Source organism: Pseudovibrio japonicus (genome assembly GCF_014651595.1).
Lineage (GTDB): Bacteria > Pseudomonadota > Alphaproteobacteria > Rhizobiales > Stappiaceae > Pseudovibrio > Pseudovibrio japonicus.
In genome coordinates, this window is sequence record NZ_BMXE01000001.1 from 938,693 (window position 1) to 954,359 (window position 15,667).

15 protein-coding genes are annotated in these 15,667 nt (G+C 52.4%); 8 read left to right on the top strand and 7 right to left on the bottom strand.

The window, feature by feature from the left end:
• Positions 1–11: 11 nt before the first annotated feature.
• On the bottom strand, positions 12–1,517 hold the full coding sequence (locus IE076_RS04185; protein WP_189435463.1) for a glycosyltransferase family 39 protein: 1,506 nt from the start codon (positions 1,515–1,517) through the stop codon (positions 12–14).
• An 85-nt stretch (positions 1,518–1,602) separates the two neighbouring features.
• On the bottom strand, positions 1,603–2,751 hold the full coding sequence (locus IE076_RS04190; RefSeq protein WP_189435629.1) for a glycosyltransferase: 1,149 nt from the start codon (positions 2,749–2,751) through the stop codon (positions 1,603–1,605).
• A gap of 260 nt (positions 2,752–3,011) precedes the next feature.
• Between IE076_RS04190 and hisS the strand changes: the two genes are divergently transcribed.
• The 5 genes from hisS to IE076_RS04215 all read left to right on the top strand — a co-directional run bounded on the left by hisS (position 3,012) and on the right by IE076_RS04215 (position 8,520).
• Positions 3,012–4,535: a histidine--tRNA ligase gene (gene hisS, locus IE076_RS04195; RefSeq protein WP_189435464.1), complete on the top strand. Its 1,524-nt coding sequence runs from the start codon at positions 3,012–3,014 to the stop codon at positions 4,533–4,535.
• Between the two features lies 1 nt (position 4,536).
• Positions 4,537–5,658 carry an ATP phosphoribosyltransferase regulatory subunit gene (locus tag IE076_RS04200; RefSeq protein WP_189435465.1) on the top strand — a complete coding sequence of 374 codons (1,122 nt, stop codon included), beginning with the start codon at positions 4,537–4,539 and terminating at the stop codon, positions 5,656–5,658.
• The gene (gene hisG, locus IE076_RS04205; RefSeq protein WP_189435466.1) at positions 5,658–6,623 is read left to right on the top strand and encodes an ATP phosphoribosyltransferase; all 966 of its coding nucleotides are present in this window, start codon (positions 5,658–5,660) and stop codon (positions 6,621–6,623) included. Before IE076_RS04200 ends, hisG begins: the two co-directional genes overlap by 1 nt.
• A 681-nt stretch (positions 6,624–7,304) precedes the next feature.
• A complete protein-coding gene (locus tag IE076_RS04210) occupies positions 7,305–7,610 on the top strand; it encodes a helix-turn-helix transcriptional regulator (protein ID WP_189435467.1) in 306 nt (101 codons plus the stop codon).
• Entirely contained in the window at positions 7,591–8,520 is a 930-nt protein-coding gene (locus IE076_RS04215) for a reverse transcriptase family protein (protein WP_189435468.1), read from the top strand. The genes IE076_RS04210 and IE076_RS04215 overlap by 20 nt, the downstream gene beginning before the upstream one ends.
• Positions 8,521–8,747: 227 nt before the next feature.
• Here the strand turns inward: IE076_RS04215 and IE076_RS04220 are convergent, their stop codons facing one another.
• Positions 8,748–8,942, bottom strand: a complete 195-nt coding sequence (locus IE076_RS04220) for a mannan-binding lectin (RefSeq protein WP_209008807.1) — start codon at positions 8,940–8,942, stop codon at positions 8,748–8,750.
• A gap of 592 nt (positions 8,943–9,534) precedes the next feature.
• On the opposite strand from IE076_RS04220, the gene IE076_RS04225 reads away from it, so the two are divergent.
• Complete coding sequence (locus IE076_RS04225; RefSeq protein ID WP_189435469.1) at positions 9,535–10,272, top strand: hypothetical protein; 738 nt, start codon at positions 9,535–9,537, stop codon at positions 10,270–10,272.
• 103 nt (positions 10,273–10,375) lie between these two features.
• Here IE076_RS04225 and IE076_RS04230 read toward each other — a convergent pair whose 3' ends face one another.
• The 3 genes from IE076_RS04230 to IE076_RS04240 form a co-directional block, all read right to left on the bottom strand.
• Positions 10,376–11,026 carry a DNA-3-methyladenine glycosylase I gene (locus IE076_RS04230; RefSeq protein ID WP_244649585.1) on the bottom strand — a complete coding sequence of 217 codons (651 nt, stop codon included), beginning with the start codon at positions 11,024–11,026 and terminating at the stop codon, positions 10,376–10,378.
• Positions 11,027–11,154: 128 nt separating this feature from the next.
• The gene (locus tag IE076_RS04235; protein WP_189435470.1) at positions 11,155–11,703 is read right to left on the bottom strand and encodes a GNAT family N-acetyltransferase; all 549 of its coding nucleotides are present in this window, start codon (positions 11,701–11,703) and stop codon (positions 11,155–11,157) included.
• Between the two features lie 192 nt (positions 11,704–11,895).
• Positions 11,896–12,645, bottom strand: coding sequence for a protein phosphatase CheZ (locus tag IE076_RS04240; protein WP_209008808.1), 750 nt, complete (start codon positions 12,643–12,645; stop codon positions 11,896–11,898).
• Between the two features lie 449 nt (positions 12,646–13,094).
• Here IE076_RS04240 and IE076_RS04245 point away from each other — a divergent pair, with 449 nt between their 5' ends.
• The gene (locus tag IE076_RS04245) at positions 13,095–13,805 is read left to right on the top strand and encodes a L,D-transpeptidase (RefSeq protein ID WP_189435472.1); all 711 of its coding nucleotides are present in this window, start codon (positions 13,095–13,097) and stop codon (positions 13,803–13,805) included.
• A gap of 241 nt (positions 13,806–14,046) precedes the next feature.
• On the top strand, positions 14,047–14,547 hold the full coding sequence (locus IE076_RS04250; RefSeq protein WP_189435473.1) for a PEGA domain-containing protein: 501 nt from the start codon (positions 14,047–14,049) through the stop codon (positions 14,545–14,547).
• Between the two features lie 82 nt (positions 14,548–14,629).
• On the opposite strand, the gene IE076_RS04255 is transcribed toward IE076_RS04250, so the two are convergent.
• Positions 14,630–15,547, bottom strand: coding sequence for an MBL fold metallo-hydrolase (locus IE076_RS04255; protein WP_189435474.1), 918 nt, complete (start codon positions 15,545–15,547; stop codon positions 14,630–14,632).
• Between the last annotated feature and the right edge of the window lie 120 nt (positions 15,548–15,667).

The following is a 15,667-nucleotide window of genomic DNA, read 5'->3' on the forward strand; positions in this document are numbered from 1 at the left end:
TCTCAGCTGTTTCAGTTGGATTTCAGGGGCTCTTTGGGCCCTGACAACCGATAGATCCGTATATTCTCAATGGTCGTTTTTCCGAATAATCCCTTATTCTCTCGGGGGATAGTTTCCAGAAGTTCAACCTGATTGAAGTTCTCCGCCAGACTTTGTGAGCGATCTCTTCTTTCTTCCGCTACGTACAGCATATCGCTGTATTCAGGGTTTTGAAGATTATCGGGAATCATTGCGTAGCGCATTCGCTCCGGAATTCCGTAGACCATAAGGTCCGTATCTTTGAGCATGTTCGAGGCTCGACCGGTCATCCCGTAGCTGGTTGTGGCAATCCAATCTATGTTATTTGCCTGCGCCAAACGGGCTACTTCATCGCCAATTTCCTGCCAGCCGCGCATCTGATGCGTCGGGTCTTTGCGGCCCAGCGAGGTGTTGAGCGGTGTGTATGCGTGGACATAGACCAAGCCAGTTATAACGAAGCCAAGCACAACAGCCGTTGGTGCAAGCGCTTTGAACCAGCGGCCAATATTCTCAGGAGGGTAAGCGGCAGCGACGGCTGCGTAGATGGCAAGCGTCGGGTAAATCGGTGCAGGCCAATTGCCCTGCACGCGTGAATGCAGGGAATGGAAGAACAGATAGATCAGGAACGGCACAATGGTTAGTATCAACAGGCTTGCGGTACTGTCCTGCTTGACCGTTTGCTTGAGAAGGCGCCAGAGGCCAACCATTGCAATGATAAAGACAAGTGGGTTTAGCAGGCCTGCAACTGCGCCGATGAACTCACCGACATATTTGACCGAATAGCTTTCTGGCACGGAGCGACCGAACTGCTTTACGAATGAAATCCACTCGTGCTGCTCGTTCCAGTACAGGACCGGCGAGAAGATCGCGATTGCCAATACACCGCCAAGCCACAACTGCCATGACAGGAGGTATCTGCGGTTTTCAGGCACCCACAGCAGCCAGAGGACAATTCCGGCGCCAAGAAACAGCACAGAATATTTGGCGAGCAGACCCAATCCAGCGAAGATGCCAACCAGTATCCACCAGTTTGCGTTTTTGGAAACCGACAGCTCAGCCATTCCCCAAAGCGCAAGGCCCCAGAAGAACACCGAGGGCGCATCTGGTGTGGCGAGCAGTGAGCCGACGCCAATCAGCAAGCTGGCGTTGAGGAACAGGACTGCCCAGCCAGCAACGCGCATGTCAAAAAGGATTTTCGCTGTGCGCCAGAGAACGAGCGAGCCGATTGCAGAAGATAGGATGGAGATGAAACGCACACCCAGCGCGGTGTCGCCAAACAGAGCCTGTCCCAGCCAGATCCAGTAGGCAACCATTGGCGGGTGGTCGTAGTATCCCAACGCAGGATAAAGGCCCCACAAACGGTAATAGGCTTCATCCTCAACCAGATCGATATTCATGCCTGTTGCCAGCCGTGCCAACGATAACACAGCCACAATCAGAATAAGGTTGGTTGGGCGCAGCCAGAAGCCCAGCTGCTTTCCCGCGGTAGTTCCCTGCATTTAAGTTCTTTCCTCTGAGGGCTTTAACCTCGGTTTCCAGCCTAGTTCATCTGAAAACCAACTTCCACTTTTCCGGCGTTTTCCGCTAGTCTTTGCGCCAGGTCAGCGCGTTGGAAACAACATAGTTCCAAACTGCACCCATAACAGCACCTGCGGCCCCTGCAAACCACCAGATCGGCTGGTTTGTGTAGATCAACTCGGCAACACCAACGTTTGCCAAGATACCAAAGCTACAGATTACATAGAAGCTGAACAAGCCTCTGACCCAGGCAAGGCCTTTCAGGCGGCGATCACGGTAAGTCAGGCGGTTGTTGAGGAAAAAGTTGGAGGTCATCGCAACGAAGGTTGCGACCAACTGGGAAATGCCAAATGGCATTCCGACTATGGTCAGCAACATCTTAAGGGCAATGAGGTGCACAACGACCCCGGTTGCGCCTACCATGGAGTACATGAGAAAGCGGACAGAGATCTTGTCGTCAAAGATCTTGGAGACCAGCAGACCAAGGTAGTCCATGGTTACCAAGGTATCGAGTTTGCTTTCACCGTGTTGGCGTTCGCGGAAGATGAAGGGGAGTTCGTTGATGCGCAGGGCGCCTTTTCCGCTGGCGACAATATCGAGCATAATTTTGAAGCCCTGCGCGGATAAGTGCGGGGCGAGTTCGACAAACCGGTCCCGGCGCAGCATGAAGAAGCCGCTCATCGGGTCGGACAGTTCCACCTTGAGGAACTTGCGTGCCAGGTTGTTTGCTAGGTTGGAGCCCCATGCACGGATGGAGGATAAGCCGGCTCCCACGTCTCCGCCTTCCACATGGCGGGAGGCCACACAGATGTCGTAGTTCTCGGAACGCAGCGCTTCGAGCATCTTAGGGAGCAAGCTTTCATCGTGCTGAAGGTCAGCATCCATCACAGCCACGAATTTGGAACTGGAGGCCAGCATACCTTCGATACATGCACCGGACAGACCCCGGCGACCAATGCGCTGAATGATGCGCACGCGCGGGTCTCTTTGTGCGATGTCGGCAGTTACTTTCGAGGTTCCATCCGGAGAATTATCATCAACAACAATAACTTCCCAAGCGACGCCAGCGAGCGCTTTATCGAGCAGCTCAACCACGATAGGAACGTTTTCGCTCTCGTTATAAGTTGGCAATACAACTGTCAGTTCTGCCGGTCCGGTGACACGGCTATCGGACTTACTGATTTCAGATTGTTCAGTATTGGTGTTTGACACCATCATTTCTCCAGTGTTCAGACCTTCCTGCCCCTGCATATGGGAATGGTCCTTCCATTTTTTCGGGCGACCTTAGCCGCTCTTGACACTATTGCAAGTATTGATTGGGAAATTTGCGCCGGATTGCACCCGCTTCGCGCCTTGCTCTCCCCTGCTCAATGGGCTAGGAGACTTGCAACAGCATGCTTCCCTTGCCGCGTTCTGGGGACCGACTGCGGGAAGCATTTGCAACAACCCTTTTATTTCATGGATGAGACGGCCTCATGGCAAAAAAGAAAAGTGCCAAGCTCAAAGCTCGTTTACCGCGCGGATTTGTGGATCGCGGACCAGCTGAACTGCAGGCAATGGAGCAGATGCTCTCCGTTATCAGGCAGACCTATGAGCTGTATGGCTTTGAGCCCGTGGAAACTCCAATGTTCGAGTACACTGATGCACTTGGCAAATTTTTGCCGGATCAGGATCGTCCGAACGCTGGCGTGTTTTCGCTTCAGGACGATGACGAGCAATGGATGAGCCTGCGGTATGACCTGACCGCGCCCCTCGCCCGTCATGTGGCCGAGAATTTCGAAAGTCTTCCAAAGCCTTACCGCAGCTACCGCGCTGGTTATGTGTTCCGCAACGAAAAGCCTGGACCAGGTCGTTTCCGTCAGTTCATGCAGTTTGATGCGGATACAATTGGTGCGCCTTCCGTTTCTTCCGATGCCGAGATCTGCATGATGGCCTCGGACACCATGGAGCGCCTTGGTATCTCTCGTGGTGACTATGTGATCCGCGTGAATAACCGCAAGGTGCTGGACGGTGTGATGGAAGTGATCGGCCTTGCCGGTGACGAACACGCTGAAACACGCCTGACAGTGCTGCGTGCGGTGGATAAGCTGGACAGGCTTGGTGTTGAAGGCGTGAAAGCGCTGCTTGGTGAAGGCCGCAAGGATGCTTCCGGTGACTTTACAAAGGGCGCTGGCCTTGGTGATGCTGAAGCGGAAAAGGTTATTGCCTTCGTGGAAGCTGGTGGTGAAACCACCGACCAAACCATTGAGAACCTTCGCGGTTTGGTTGCAGACAGCAAATCGGGCGCAGAGGGCGTTGAAGAGCTGGCGACCATGGGCAAGCTGTTTGATGCAGCTGGCTATACCGATGGCCGTGTTCTGATCGACCCATCGGTTGTGCGCGGGTTGGAATACTACACCGGCCCTGTTTATGAAGCCGAGCTGACCTTTGAAGTGAAAGACGAAAAAGGTCGCCCAGTGCGCTTTGGCTCAGTTGGTGGCGGTGGCCGTTATGACGGTCTTGTTTCCCGCTTCATGAGCCAGCCAGTGCCTTCTACCGGGTTTTCCGTTGGTGTTTCCCGCCTGATGGCAGCACTGACCACGCTTGGTAAGCTGGGTCAGGACGAGATTGCTGGTCCTGTGGTTGTTTGTGTGATGGACAAGGATATCGACTCTATTGCACATTATCAGGCCATGGTGCAGGAGCTGCGCACTGCAGGTATCCGTGCAGAAATGTATCAGGGTAATCCAAAACAGTTTGGCAAGCAGTTGCAGTATGCGGACCGACGCAACTCACCATGTGCCATTATTCAGGGCTCTCAGGAGCGTGAAGAAGGCGAAGTGCAAATCAAGGATCTCATTGAAGGTAAACGCCTTTCTGCCGAGATTGAGGATAATAAAACCTGGCGTGAAAGTCGTCCTGCGCAGTTTGCGGTGAAGAGGGGTGATTTGGTAGCGGAAGTTGCAAAACTCCTCGCCGCGCAGGAAGATGATCGCAAAAAGCAGAGCGAGAATAACTAAGATGACCTTGGGGGATAACCGCAGTTTGGCATTGAGCCAGCTATTTCGGAATGCGGGTTATGAAGAGGCGACCCCGCCAATCTTGCAGCCAGCCGATATCTTTTTGGATCTGGCTGGTGAAGACCTACGGCGGCGTCTTTTTCTAACCACTGGGGAAGACGGGCAAGAGCTTTGCTTGCGTCCGGACTTTACCATTCCGATTGCCCGACATTATCTGGAGACAGGTGAGCCGGGTCGCACTGCGGCGTTCTCTTATGTTGGACAGATCTTCCGGCATCGTCCCGGACAGCTGGGTGAGACCATGCAGGCCGGTGTTGAATCCATTGGCCGCACGGATCAGGAACAGGCGGACGCCGATATGCTGGCGCTTGCTCTTGAGGCGTGTTCCAGCCTTAGCCTTTCCTCCCCGCGCATTCGTGTGGGGGATGAGGGCCTGTTCACCGCTGTTTTGCAAGCGCTTGAAATTCCTGCGGTCTGGCAGCGCCGTCTGCGTGATGTGTTCGGCGAGCGAGATCGGCTGGATCAGGTGATCGGGCGCATGGGCGGATCTGAAGCCAAACCGGATGCGAAGCTGGGCTTCCTTGCGGCGCTTGAGGGCCGTGATCCTGAAGCGGCTGTGGCAGCTGTTGAGGACATCCTGTCCCTTGCCGGCATCTCTGCTGTGGGCGGACGCACCGCGCACGAGATTGCGGAGCGCTTTATGGAGCAGGCTGCGCTTTCTGCCGGGTCCGGCATCGACAAGGACGTGATTGCGCGGCTCACCGAGTATCTGAACGTCTCCGGTCCTCCCCCTGCAAAAGCGGTTGAGACCTTGCACGGGTTTGCCAAGGAAACCGGCCTTGATCTGGATGCTTCCATTGAGCGTCTTGCCAAGCGCACCGACCTGATGGCGGAGCGTGGCATTGACATTTCAACGCTTGAGTACTCCGGTGATTTTGGTCGCCGTCTTGATTACTACACCGACTTTGTCTTTGAAATTCACCATGAATCCAGTGCACATCTGGGACAGGTGATCGGTGGTGGTCGCTACAACAAGCTGGTTGAACGCCTTGGCGCGCCAAAGTCCGTTCCTGCTGTTGGCTTTACTATCTGGCTGGACCGTGCTGGCGAGGGAGCAAACTGATGAGCTCTAATCTTATTCTTGCTATTCCTTCCAAGGGTCGCTTGCAGGAGATGACCCACGCGTTCTTCGCGCGTGCTGGTTTGAAAGTGAAGCGTCCAGGTGGCGATCGGAACTATCGCGGCACTTTGAAGGGCGTGGACGGCGTTGAGATCGCCTTCCTGTCTGCTTCCGAGATCGCCCGCGAGATTGCTGCTGGCAGCGTTCACTTCGGCATTACCGGAACGGATCTGGTCAACGAGAACATCGACCGCCCGGAGGAAAAGACGCATATCATCACCGCTCTTGGTTTTGGCCATGCGGATGTTGTGATTGCGGTGCCTACCGCGTGGATTGATGTGACCACCATGGCGGATCTTGCTGATGTTGCTTCCGATTTTCGGGCGCGGCACGGTCGCCGTCTGCGCATTGCAACCAAGTATGTGAACCATACGCGGCAGTTCTTTGCGGAAAAAGGCATTGCGGATTACCGCATCGTGGAGAGTGCTGGTGCAACAGAAGGGGCGCCTGCGGCTGGTTCTGCGGAGCTGGTGGTGGACATCACCTCAACCGGTTCCACGCTGAAGGCCAACAACCTGAAGATCCCCGAGGATGGTGTGATTGCCCGCTCTCAGGCTCACCTTGTGGCGTCTACGACGGCCAATTGGGATGAGAAAGCCTTGCAGGCTGCGCGCCTGATGCTGGACCGTATCACCGCACAGGACAACGCCCACAACTTCAAAGAAATGCGAACTGTGGTTGCCGATCCTGCCAGCGTGCTGGAGAAGGTTTCAGCGCTTGGATGCGTCGCCCCGTTTGGCGTGGAAGGCTCTTCTCTGGTACTGCACTGCCCGTCCTCAAGGGTTCCCGAATGTGCGGATAAGTTGCGCGCCGAAGGGGCACAAATGGTCACGGTCACTCCGCTGGACTACGTGTTCCACACCGCTAATCCCCTTTTTGAGCCTCTGGCCGCAAAAGTCGCCAAGTAAGACTTAAGTCACTGATAAAATACACAAAAACGCACTCCACTCCAGAGTGCGTTTTTTATTGAGCTGGTTTGCGTTTTTTAGGTGATTCTCTGCGTTGGTATGGGATTCTATCCACTCTAGCCTCATGAGAGACCTTGCGGATGCGCCCACCTAAACTCTTTTTTCAAAAAAGTTCGCTCATAGCGAACTTTTTCCCTTGAAAGTACATGATCAATAACTATCTACTTATGGTGTTAAACGGAAGAAGGTCCTCATACCTAGCTTAAGATTGTTTGAGCGCGGAGAGTTATCTCTCTACCACTTCCAGCGCAGACGGACGGGAGCCCCCGATGGGACGACGGGACGGGAGCGTGGGAAGCAGACCTGTTAGGGAGGACCCTAACAGGTCTAGGCTTTAGGATAAGTCGTCGGATTCCGTTTTCTGTTGGGGAGGACCCTCGGCAAGTAATGCTCATTCCGAGTATTGCACCGAGGCCAGCAGAAAGGAGGGCTTATGGCCCTTTCAGATATTACACACCGGCGACAGCGGCAGAAGAGGTTTTGGAAGAAATTCCTCAATCCTCGTTTTTTGAAAGTCACATTTAAAGTGGCTTTTATTATCCATAAAATTGCCAGGTTTATAATCTGGTTGTCCGGGTAGCTGCCGCTCTCCTAACGTCTAAAACAAGATAGGACTTAGCCATGATCAACGAGGCATTGAGACTCATTCGAGTGTTTCATGATTTGAAACAAACCGAACTGGCTAATCGATTGGGTATCTCTAAATCACATATCTCTGAGATTGAGAATGGCAATAAAAAGCCATCTCTCGATTTGATTGAAAGATACGCTCAGACATTCAACTTACCAGTTTCTTCAATAATGTTCTTTGCGGAAGAACTGCCTAATGCCAAGAGCGGAGATAAAGCTCGATCAAAAATAGCAGGGAAAGTTATCAAGATTTTGCGGTTCGTTGAAAGGAGAGCTAATGAGAAAGACGCAGCTTAAGGACGGCTATCAACTGAGAGATAGTCCCTTCTTTCGACTCGCAAATCGTAAAAAACTTAGTACCCTTCTTAGAGTTTCGGAGGAAACTTTAAAGGCGTTATCAACAAGCCAAGACCTTTACACCCGACGCTGGAAGCATAAGACAAAAAAAGATAAGGAGGTTGATGCTTGGAAAAACTATATTCCAGAGAATGCTGATGAATATAGGCCGATTGATATTCCGATACCAAAACTGAAAGCAACGCAAAATCGGATTTCAGACCTACTTTCACGAGTCCAAGCTCCAGACTTTCTTTTTAGCCCAGTGAAGGGGCGATCCTACGTTGAAAACGCATCTCACCACGTTGAAGGAACCGCTTTTTGGTCGCTAGATGTTGCTGACTATTTCCCAAACTGCAAAGCCAATAATGTCGCGAGATTTTTTAGACGAGATCTCGAATGTTCAAGAGATGTAACTGCTATCTTGGTTGCTCTAACCACTCTTAACAAGTGTCTCCCACAGGGGTCTCCGAGCAGTCCTATATTAGCCTACTATGGTAACAGTCATATGTGGCTCAAGGTCGCCGATTTGGTTGCCTCTTATTCGTGTAAGTTTAGCCTTTATGCCGATGACATAACCATATCTGGTCCGATCATAAAAAAAGAGCTCATTTGGAAGATCAAGAAGATCATTCATGCTAACGGTTTTCTCTTAAAGCCCTCAAAAGAGATCAGTCTGATTCATGCGCCTGCCGACATAACCGGCGTCATTGTGAAACAAGGAAAAACACACCTACCTAACCGTCAACTCAAGCGACTTGCAGAGTTAAAGAAGGAACGCGCCCACACCAAAAACCCGGCATCGCAAGCCGTTTTGGATAACCAAATATCAGGCAGACTTGGGCAACGGAGGCAGGTGGAACGAGTGTAGCGTTTGTAGCTGGCCTAATAAGCACCCAATGGCATTTTCAGGCATCTTGAGGATCAGATCGCGAACAGAATGCACATTACTTTGGGGCTAATTAGCAGACCTGCAACGCTTCATTGGCAGACGGTCCGTCCCTCATATTAAGTGGAGCGTGGATACCTTTTAAAAAGGAGAGCCTTTGCCCTTGGTGGGGGCTTGGATGCGGAGACTGAGAAGAGCCGTCGGCCTGTTTAATCATCAGGATCATCAGGGAAATCAACGCCGCAAACAGACATCTCTCCGGGTATTGTTGTCGTCCATTGGCCGTTCCAAGTACCTCCAGCCTCTGCCGCTACCTGCGGGCACTTTTCCTCGGCATCAAGTTGATTCCAAATTGGACCAGCCTCAACATCTTCCGTATAGGCAAACGCCTGACCAGCATACAAAACGGCGGCGACACCAGCAGCAATGAACAGAGGTCTTTTCTTGTTGGCTTTTTGGTAGGTCGTTTAGAACTCCTAGGCACAGATACGCACCCAAATTAGATGTGCAATCAGAACTGAAGTTCAACTGAATGCAGGCACAAACGCGAACAAATGCAGGTTACATTTATGTTATGAGCGCCCCCCATTAAAAGGCCCAGTTGAAAGGTAGCGCATGGTTGGTCTTGGGAGCTGGCGGTGGAGATTTCTGTTTCGTCCACTTGGCGGAGGATGGCGATCAGGTGTGACCGGAGTGCTATGGGCGTTCTAGCCGCGCTCGGTCTGGTGGCTGCTGTCTCTTGCTGGTTATTTGTCTGAGCCTTACCTGAATCCTCAAAGATCCCCTAACCCTAATGGTTATCACTCATATATCTCGGATTCACTTATTGATATCTAGGGGTTTCTGGCAAATGGGCCGCTTGTTCAATCCTATGACGGGTCGTTAGAGGAACCCGGCAGAGGGGCAGCCATAAAAGGGTTTTGGTTGGCAGGGCAGCGGGCCAGTGTAATTCTGATTAAAGTGAGAGCCACTTAGTGGCCGTGAGGGAAAATGAGAATGCAGAGGAATAGTTGGATCATCGGCAGCTTACTCGCCGTATCCATAGTCGGCACAGCCTATGCCGAGGACATGAATCTCACCGACCAACAACTCGAAGCTGCAATCCAGAGCCGCCTGACAGATCAACTGGGAAGTGCAGAAGAGGCGACAAGACTGAGCGATTTCTTGATGCGCGAGGTTTTGACGTGGAAACCGGCAGTAACCAACATTGATGATGCAGACAGCATTATCGCATACGCCTTTGGAAACCGCCTTGATGCCCACGGCAATCGCTTACCGGGTCCGATGAACCAGCAACTGGCAGATGTTGTTGTCGATATTTATAATGAGATCCACAAGCCAGTATATGCACAGTGGGAGATTGCCGAGGAAATTGGTGACCGTATTCCAGCGGCAGATTTGGTCTCAATTGAGCCGCTGATCAACGATAATGGCGACGTGGTTTACCTGAGTACCAGAGGTGTTGCCGAAGAGGTCGTTCAGCATGTAGGCGGGGCGGATAATTTGGGAACCGCCGTTGTAGTCGGTTTTTACGAACATCATCTGCGTACTGTTGAAACCTCTCGCGCTTTGGGGATTAACGCCTTTGGCCCTGAAGGATACCCCATGCCCCATAATTACGACGCAGACTCCGGCCAACCATGGACACGCGATGCCGCCAATTTCATCTTGTACGAGGTGGCAGTTCGAGCCGGTGTAGAACGTGAGCAACTCACGAACGCTCAAGACAATTAGTCTTGATAGCCGCAAATTTGAAGGTATTTCCAAGGCAGGCAACGAGGTGGCAATGATACTGCCTCGTTGCTGTTGCAGCTTCGCAGCGCCCAAGCGTATCCCCCTATACAGGCCTCACCAATGCCTCTCGTTTTGCCTCTACCACTTCGCGGCAGCAGCAGCCTTCTACGTGGTCGTTGACCATTCCCATGGCTTGCATGAAGGCGTAGACGGTGGTTGGGCCGACGAAGGACCAGCCGCGTTTTTTCAGGTCTTTGGAGATGGCGGTGGAGATCTCTGTTTTGCCGAGCTGGCGCAGGCTTGCCCAGTCGCATACTTCCGGTCGCTGGTCCGGGGTTGGTTCCCACTTCCAGAAATAGGCTGCGAGGGAGCCGAACTCGTCGCGCATTTCCAGAGCGCGGTTGGCGTTGTTGATGGTGGAATTGATTTTGCCACGGTGGCGGATGATGCCAGCGTCCTGCACAAGGCGCTCGATATCGTCCTGCGTGAACTTGGCGACCTTCTCAAAGTCAAAGCCAGCAAAGGCGGCGCGGAAGTTTTCGCGTTTACGCAGGATGGTGAGCCATGACAGGCCAGACTGGAAGCCTTCGAGGCAAATTTTCTCGAAGAGGCGGATATCGTTGGTGACAGGGTGGCCCCACTCATTGTCGTGATAGGCTTGGTAGAACGGGTCTCCGCCATGCCAGTAGCAGCGGTCTTTTCCGTCTTCGCCGCGAATGAGTCCCTCAGCGATGGGTGGTGAACTTTGCTCCATTGCCCTGCCCTTTTCGATCAATCTGCTTTGCGGGTTGGTTCCGCTGAAAATGTTTACGTTATGTTCTCATGTAAAGCATTGGCTTGCCGAAATAGCAAGCCATTTGCAGGTCTGTTGGTTGAAAAAGATCACCCGACATCCGATGACCTTTCCAGATGTTTGAGCTCGTGCTGACATGGCAATAGCTCGTAGATGACATCATATTTGGAAGCTTGTGGAGATTTCCGTGAAATGGGAGCAAATCCTAGGGCACGCGCAACACGAACCGAAGGGTGGTTACGCGAATCTATTACTGCTACAACACGGCGCAGTCGCCAATCCTGTCTCAACAGCTCCAGCATCATTGCTACAGCGCGTTTGGCAATATTTTGGTTCCAGTATTTCCGAAAAACCACATAGGCAATTTCGGTTCTGTCATCTTCATGATCAATAGTCGCTTGGACATATCCTAGACACTGCCCGCTGATTTGAGATTTTATGATCCAATTAAGCCAATGCTGTCTACCGTCGGGTGATATCCCACACTCCCGCCGCCTATATGTTTCGCGAAGGGCATCAACACTCTCGGGCGGACTGTCGTCTGTATATGTATACAAAGCTGGGTCACTCAAACCCTGAAACATCGACTGAGCATGATCAGAGTTTAGCGGCTCAAGTTCCAAATCAAGATTATCCATAGCCTTATCCCGAAGCATCTGCGGCGGATACTAACTCAACCAAGGTCAATTACACGAGCGGGGTTGTCGCTTCTTTCCTTTAAGCGATCCTCAAACTTTTCAAGAAGATCATCTAACGTAATTTCATTTGAGCCATGAATCATTGGCTCGCCGGAATAGCAAGCCATTTGCAGGTCTGTTGGTTGAAAAAGATCAGTCGAACAGTGCGTCGATGTCGTCCTGTGTGACGGTGCCCGCTTCCACGTCCAGCGCAGGGCCGTGAAGCAGAGCTGACGCATCATCGGCTCTTTCTGCTGCAACACGTTCGCTGATTTCCTTGAAGCTTTCGATACCGCCCCAGATCTCGATCATGCGGATGATGCGCTCTTCGACGAAGGACAGTGTGTTGACCACTTTGCTGATGCGCTGACCGGTCAGGTCCTGGAAGTTACAGGCTTCGAAGATGGAGACCACCTGTTCCTGAATGTCGCCCACCAGCCCTTCATGTTCAGTTGGGACCATGGGCATCACAGTTGCCGCGTTCTGATCAATGAGCTCGGCTGCGGTCAGGATCTGCTCTGTCGCGCCTTCGGTGCCCGATACGATTGCGCCCAGCTCCATGGTCACGCGGCCACGCTCGTCATTGTCAACGCTGGCTTTGCTGTGCAGGGCTGCGATTTCGGTTTTGGTTTCGGCGATGGCCTCATAAATGGCATCAAGCTCACGTTTAAGCTTGGCTGCCTCGCCGATTTCCTCACGCAGTTCCTCGGCAACACGTCTGGACAGTTCCTGCGGGTCGGTTCCCGGTGAGGAGAGCATCTCTTTCAGGCTGGCGATTTCTTCCATGACCTGTTGGTGACGCAACTCTCCGCCATTGTCCTGAATGGGAGCGCCTGCGTCGCCACGTGCGCCGCGCGCTCCGAACTGAGTCTCTGCACGAAAGGTTTTTCTTACAACTGACATCCGAACCCCGAACCCTTGAAGCAAAACTGCTTCCTAATGAAGGACACACCGTCGTTTCTCCTGTCCGGCGATGTGCTCTTTTTTGTATTCCGCCGCTGCTTCGCAAACTGGCACGGGCTCACGAAAGCAGGCTTTAAATTGCAGATATAAAACGCAATTCCGGTGGCAAAAGACGCGTTCGCAGCCATCTTTTTGATGGTCACGATTCGCGGTTTTGCACGCCGACCAGTACTCACATACTTCCTAGAGTGTTAATTATTACCTTAGATTTCTTCTCATTGATTTTATTGGGAGTTCTGCGGATGTAGGCGCCCAACTCCGTAACAATTGATTAACCCTAGATCTGACTTGCATAAATTACATTGATAATTTTAACTATTGCTAGAGCTGCAACTCCTAGTTTTTTCGGCAGGTATTGGGGGCGTTGGCAAGGTCCAAAGGAGCGTGGAATGTTTGGGGCATCAGCAAAAAGCAGAGCGAACCGGCTTGTGACTTTATTGAGTGTGGGTGGGCTGGTTTGTACGTTCGGAACCGGTGCACAGGCGGAGTATAAGCCACGGGCGTCCGCACCGCCGCTTGTGCTTAGCCCTGACCTTTCCAATCCGTGGGTTATGAAGATCCCGCGCTCGCAGGCAAAGGCTGTTCAGAACATCAAGCGATCAGCCAAGAAGAAAAAGCGGTCGCGCACCACATCGAACCGCTACAGCCGGCGCATTCCAAATCAGTACTTACCGACCACGGTCCCCTACTCCACCTCTCATGCCCCCGGCACTGTGATCATTGATACCACGTCACGGTATCTCTATCTGGTGCAATCCAACGGTACAGCCCGGCGTTATGGCGTGGGTGTGGGGCGTCCGGGTTTTGAGTGGGCGGGCGTTCACAAAGTAACCCGCAAACGGGAATGGCCGGACTGGCGTCCGCCTGCAGAGATGCTGAAACGTCAGCCAAACCTGCCGCGCTATATGCCCGGTGGACCGCGCAACCCGTTGGGCGCGCGTGCTCTATACCTCGGCTCCACGCTCTACCGCATTCACGGGTCCAACGAGCCATGGACCATCGGTCAGGCTGTCTCCTCCGGCTGCATTCGCATGCGCAACGAAGATGTGGCGGAGCTGTACAACATGGTTCCGGTGGGCGCGAAGGTTTATGTGCGCTAAGTGTGCCTGTGAGGATGTGAGCCGGTCTGTGATTGACCGGCAAGATGGGCGGGCAACACTCTCTAGGGATTTTTGCCCCTAAAGTCGTCGTGTTAACTTCTTTATTTTCAGTAATTGCCAGAGACTGCAAACAGCGCACAATCAATGTCACACATGCAGTGAGAGTTTGATTTGTAAGTATTGCATGCCCGCTACGATGCCGAGGGTATCGGTTCTGTTTGCAAAGGTGGGAATTATCGAGATGAAGAATTTTTTCTTGATTGCATCGCTTCTTATCGCGGGCTTCATCCTTTCGGGATGCGGCAGTGTCACCAGAGGAACGAGCGAAACCGTTAAGGTCTATGCCTCACCGGAGGATGCACAGATCGCAACCAATATCGGCATGAGCTGCCCGTCCTCACCGTGCACCTTGAAGGTTCCGCGCAAAACGGAGTTTGCCGTGACCGTTTCCAAGGAAGGCTACAAAACCGAGAAGGTAAATGTGAGCACAGAGGTTGCCGGTACCGGGGTTGCCTCGATGGCTGGCAACGTTCTGGTTGGCGGCATTATTGGCGCCGGTGTGGACGCATACACCGGTGCAATGCTCAATCACAACCCCAATCCGGTTCTCGTTGAGCTTAAGCCAGAAAACCCCGAAAATCCCGAAACACCGGTGGGCGATCTTTCGCAGGTCAAACAACGCTATGCGGACCTTCAGAAATCACATCAGGACAACGTCATGGAGCGGGGTGGCGGTGTATGAGGCCTGCCTTTCCCTCTCATGATGACTTGAGAGGGAAAGTTGCGGGTGGAGTGTTGTAGATATTGGCCGCAGACCTCAGTGATCAAAGAGTGTATTGCCAAGGGACTGGGTAGAACCTGTAGCCTTTTCCTTCTTTTGCTACGTGGCCAAAACCCGGAAAATCGAGGTGAGATCCGAGTACTGCTATGCGTTCTCTGGAGACTTTGTCGAGGATTTTATTACGTGTCTGACGGGACAGGTCCGGATCGGTATCAAACGCCATTGACCAATCGGGATTGGCGAGTTGCAACACCGTGTGGTGGACGAGGTCTGCCCACATCAGGACTTCCTTCCCTTCAGATCGCAGCATGACGCCCATGTGGCCGGGGGTGTGCCCCGGCAGAAGGATTGTTTCAATACCCGGCAGGATTTCGCCATCCTGTTCCAGCAGCTCAGCCTGCTTTGTGTAGGGTGCTATGGCACTGCGGGCTGCGTCAAAGTTGCTGCCATAGGGCGTGTCAGAGGCCTTTTCTTTTTCACTATCATCATGCCAGAAATCGTATTCCAGCCTGTGAAGCTTTACAGTTGCATTCGGGAAACGTGCCTCACCGGTTTTGGTGGTCAATCCGCCAAAATGGTCTCCGTGCAGGTGCGTTAAAATGATGACGTCAATATCGTCCGCTTTAAATCCGGAGCGGTCCAAGTTGTCGTGCAATGAATAAGGTGAGGAAGAAAAGCCCTCGCCCCCACCTGTGTCAATCAAGACCAGTTTCTCACCGGTATTAATCACAAAGCAGTGTACGGGAATAACGAAGCCATCGGTGGGAAGTGGTCTAAATAATTTCCCGAGCGCTTCTTGCGCTTGCTTCCCATCATAGCTGATTAAAGTTTCGCGTTTTAGGGTCGTATGCGCGTCAAGTATCGCTGTGATCTGGAAATTGCCCAAATTAAAGCGATGCATACCCGGAACTTGATGTTCAAAGCGGGCGATTGGCCCATGTGGTTTGTTTGGTGAGGACACGAGATACTCCAAATAATCTTATATAAACCAATCATCAGACCAGATGATACATAGGGATCCAATAAGGATCTTTAATGTCAGTATTAACACGCACACCAGCGAACCGCGAAGACTGAGGCG

Bases quoted from the DNA above. Each gene is read 5' to 3' on its own strand.
- IE076_RS04185 (WP_189435463.1), bottom strand. From the start codon at position 1,517: ATGCAGGGAACTACCGCGGGAAAGCAGCTGGGCTTCTGGCTGCGCCCA.
- IE076_RS04190 (WP_189435629.1), bottom strand. From the start codon at position 2,751: ATGGTGTCAAACACCAATACTGAACAATCTGAAATCAGTAAGTCCGAT.
- hisS (WP_189435464.1), top strand. From the start codon at position 3,012: ATGGCAAAAAAGAAAAGTGCCAAGCTCAAAGCTCGTTTACCGCGCGGA.
- IE076_RS04200 (WP_189435465.1), top strand. From the start codon at position 4,537: ATGACCTTGGGGGATAACCGCAGTTTGGCATTGAGCCAGCTATTTCGG.
- hisG (WP_189435466.1), top strand. From the start codon at position 5,658: ATGAGCTCTAATCTTATTCTTGCTATTCCTTCCAAGGGTCGCTTGCAG.
- IE076_RS04210 (WP_189435467.1), top strand. From the start codon at position 7,305: ATGATCAACGAGGCATTGAGACTCATTCGAGTGTTTCATGATTTGAAA.
- IE076_RS04215 (WP_189435468.1), top strand. From the start codon at position 7,591: ATGAGAAAGACGCAGCTTAAGGACGGCTATCAACTGAGAGATAGTCCC.
- IE076_RS04225 (WP_189435469.1), top strand. From the start codon at position 9,535: ATGCAGAGGAATAGTTGGATCATCGGCAGCTTACTCGCCGTATCCATA.
- IE076_RS04230 (WP_244649585.1), bottom strand. From the start codon at position 11,026: ATGGAGCAAAGTTCACCACCCATCGCTGAGGGACTCATTCGCGGCGAA.
- IE076_RS04235 (WP_189435470.1), bottom strand. From the start codon at position 11,703: ATGGATAATCTTGATTTGGAACTTGAGCCGCTAAACTCTGATCATGCT.
- IE076_RS04240 (WP_209008808.1), bottom strand. From the start codon at position 12,645: ATGTCAGTTGTAAGAAAAACCTTTCGTGCAGAGACTCAGTTCGGAGCG.
- IE076_RS04245 (WP_189435472.1), top strand. From the start codon at position 13,095: ATGTTTGGGGCATCAGCAAAAAGCAGAGCGAACCGGCTTGTGACTTTA.
- IE076_RS04250 (WP_189435473.1), top strand. From the start codon at position 14,047: ATGAAGAATTTTTTCTTGATTGCATCGCTTCTTATCGCGGGCTTCATC.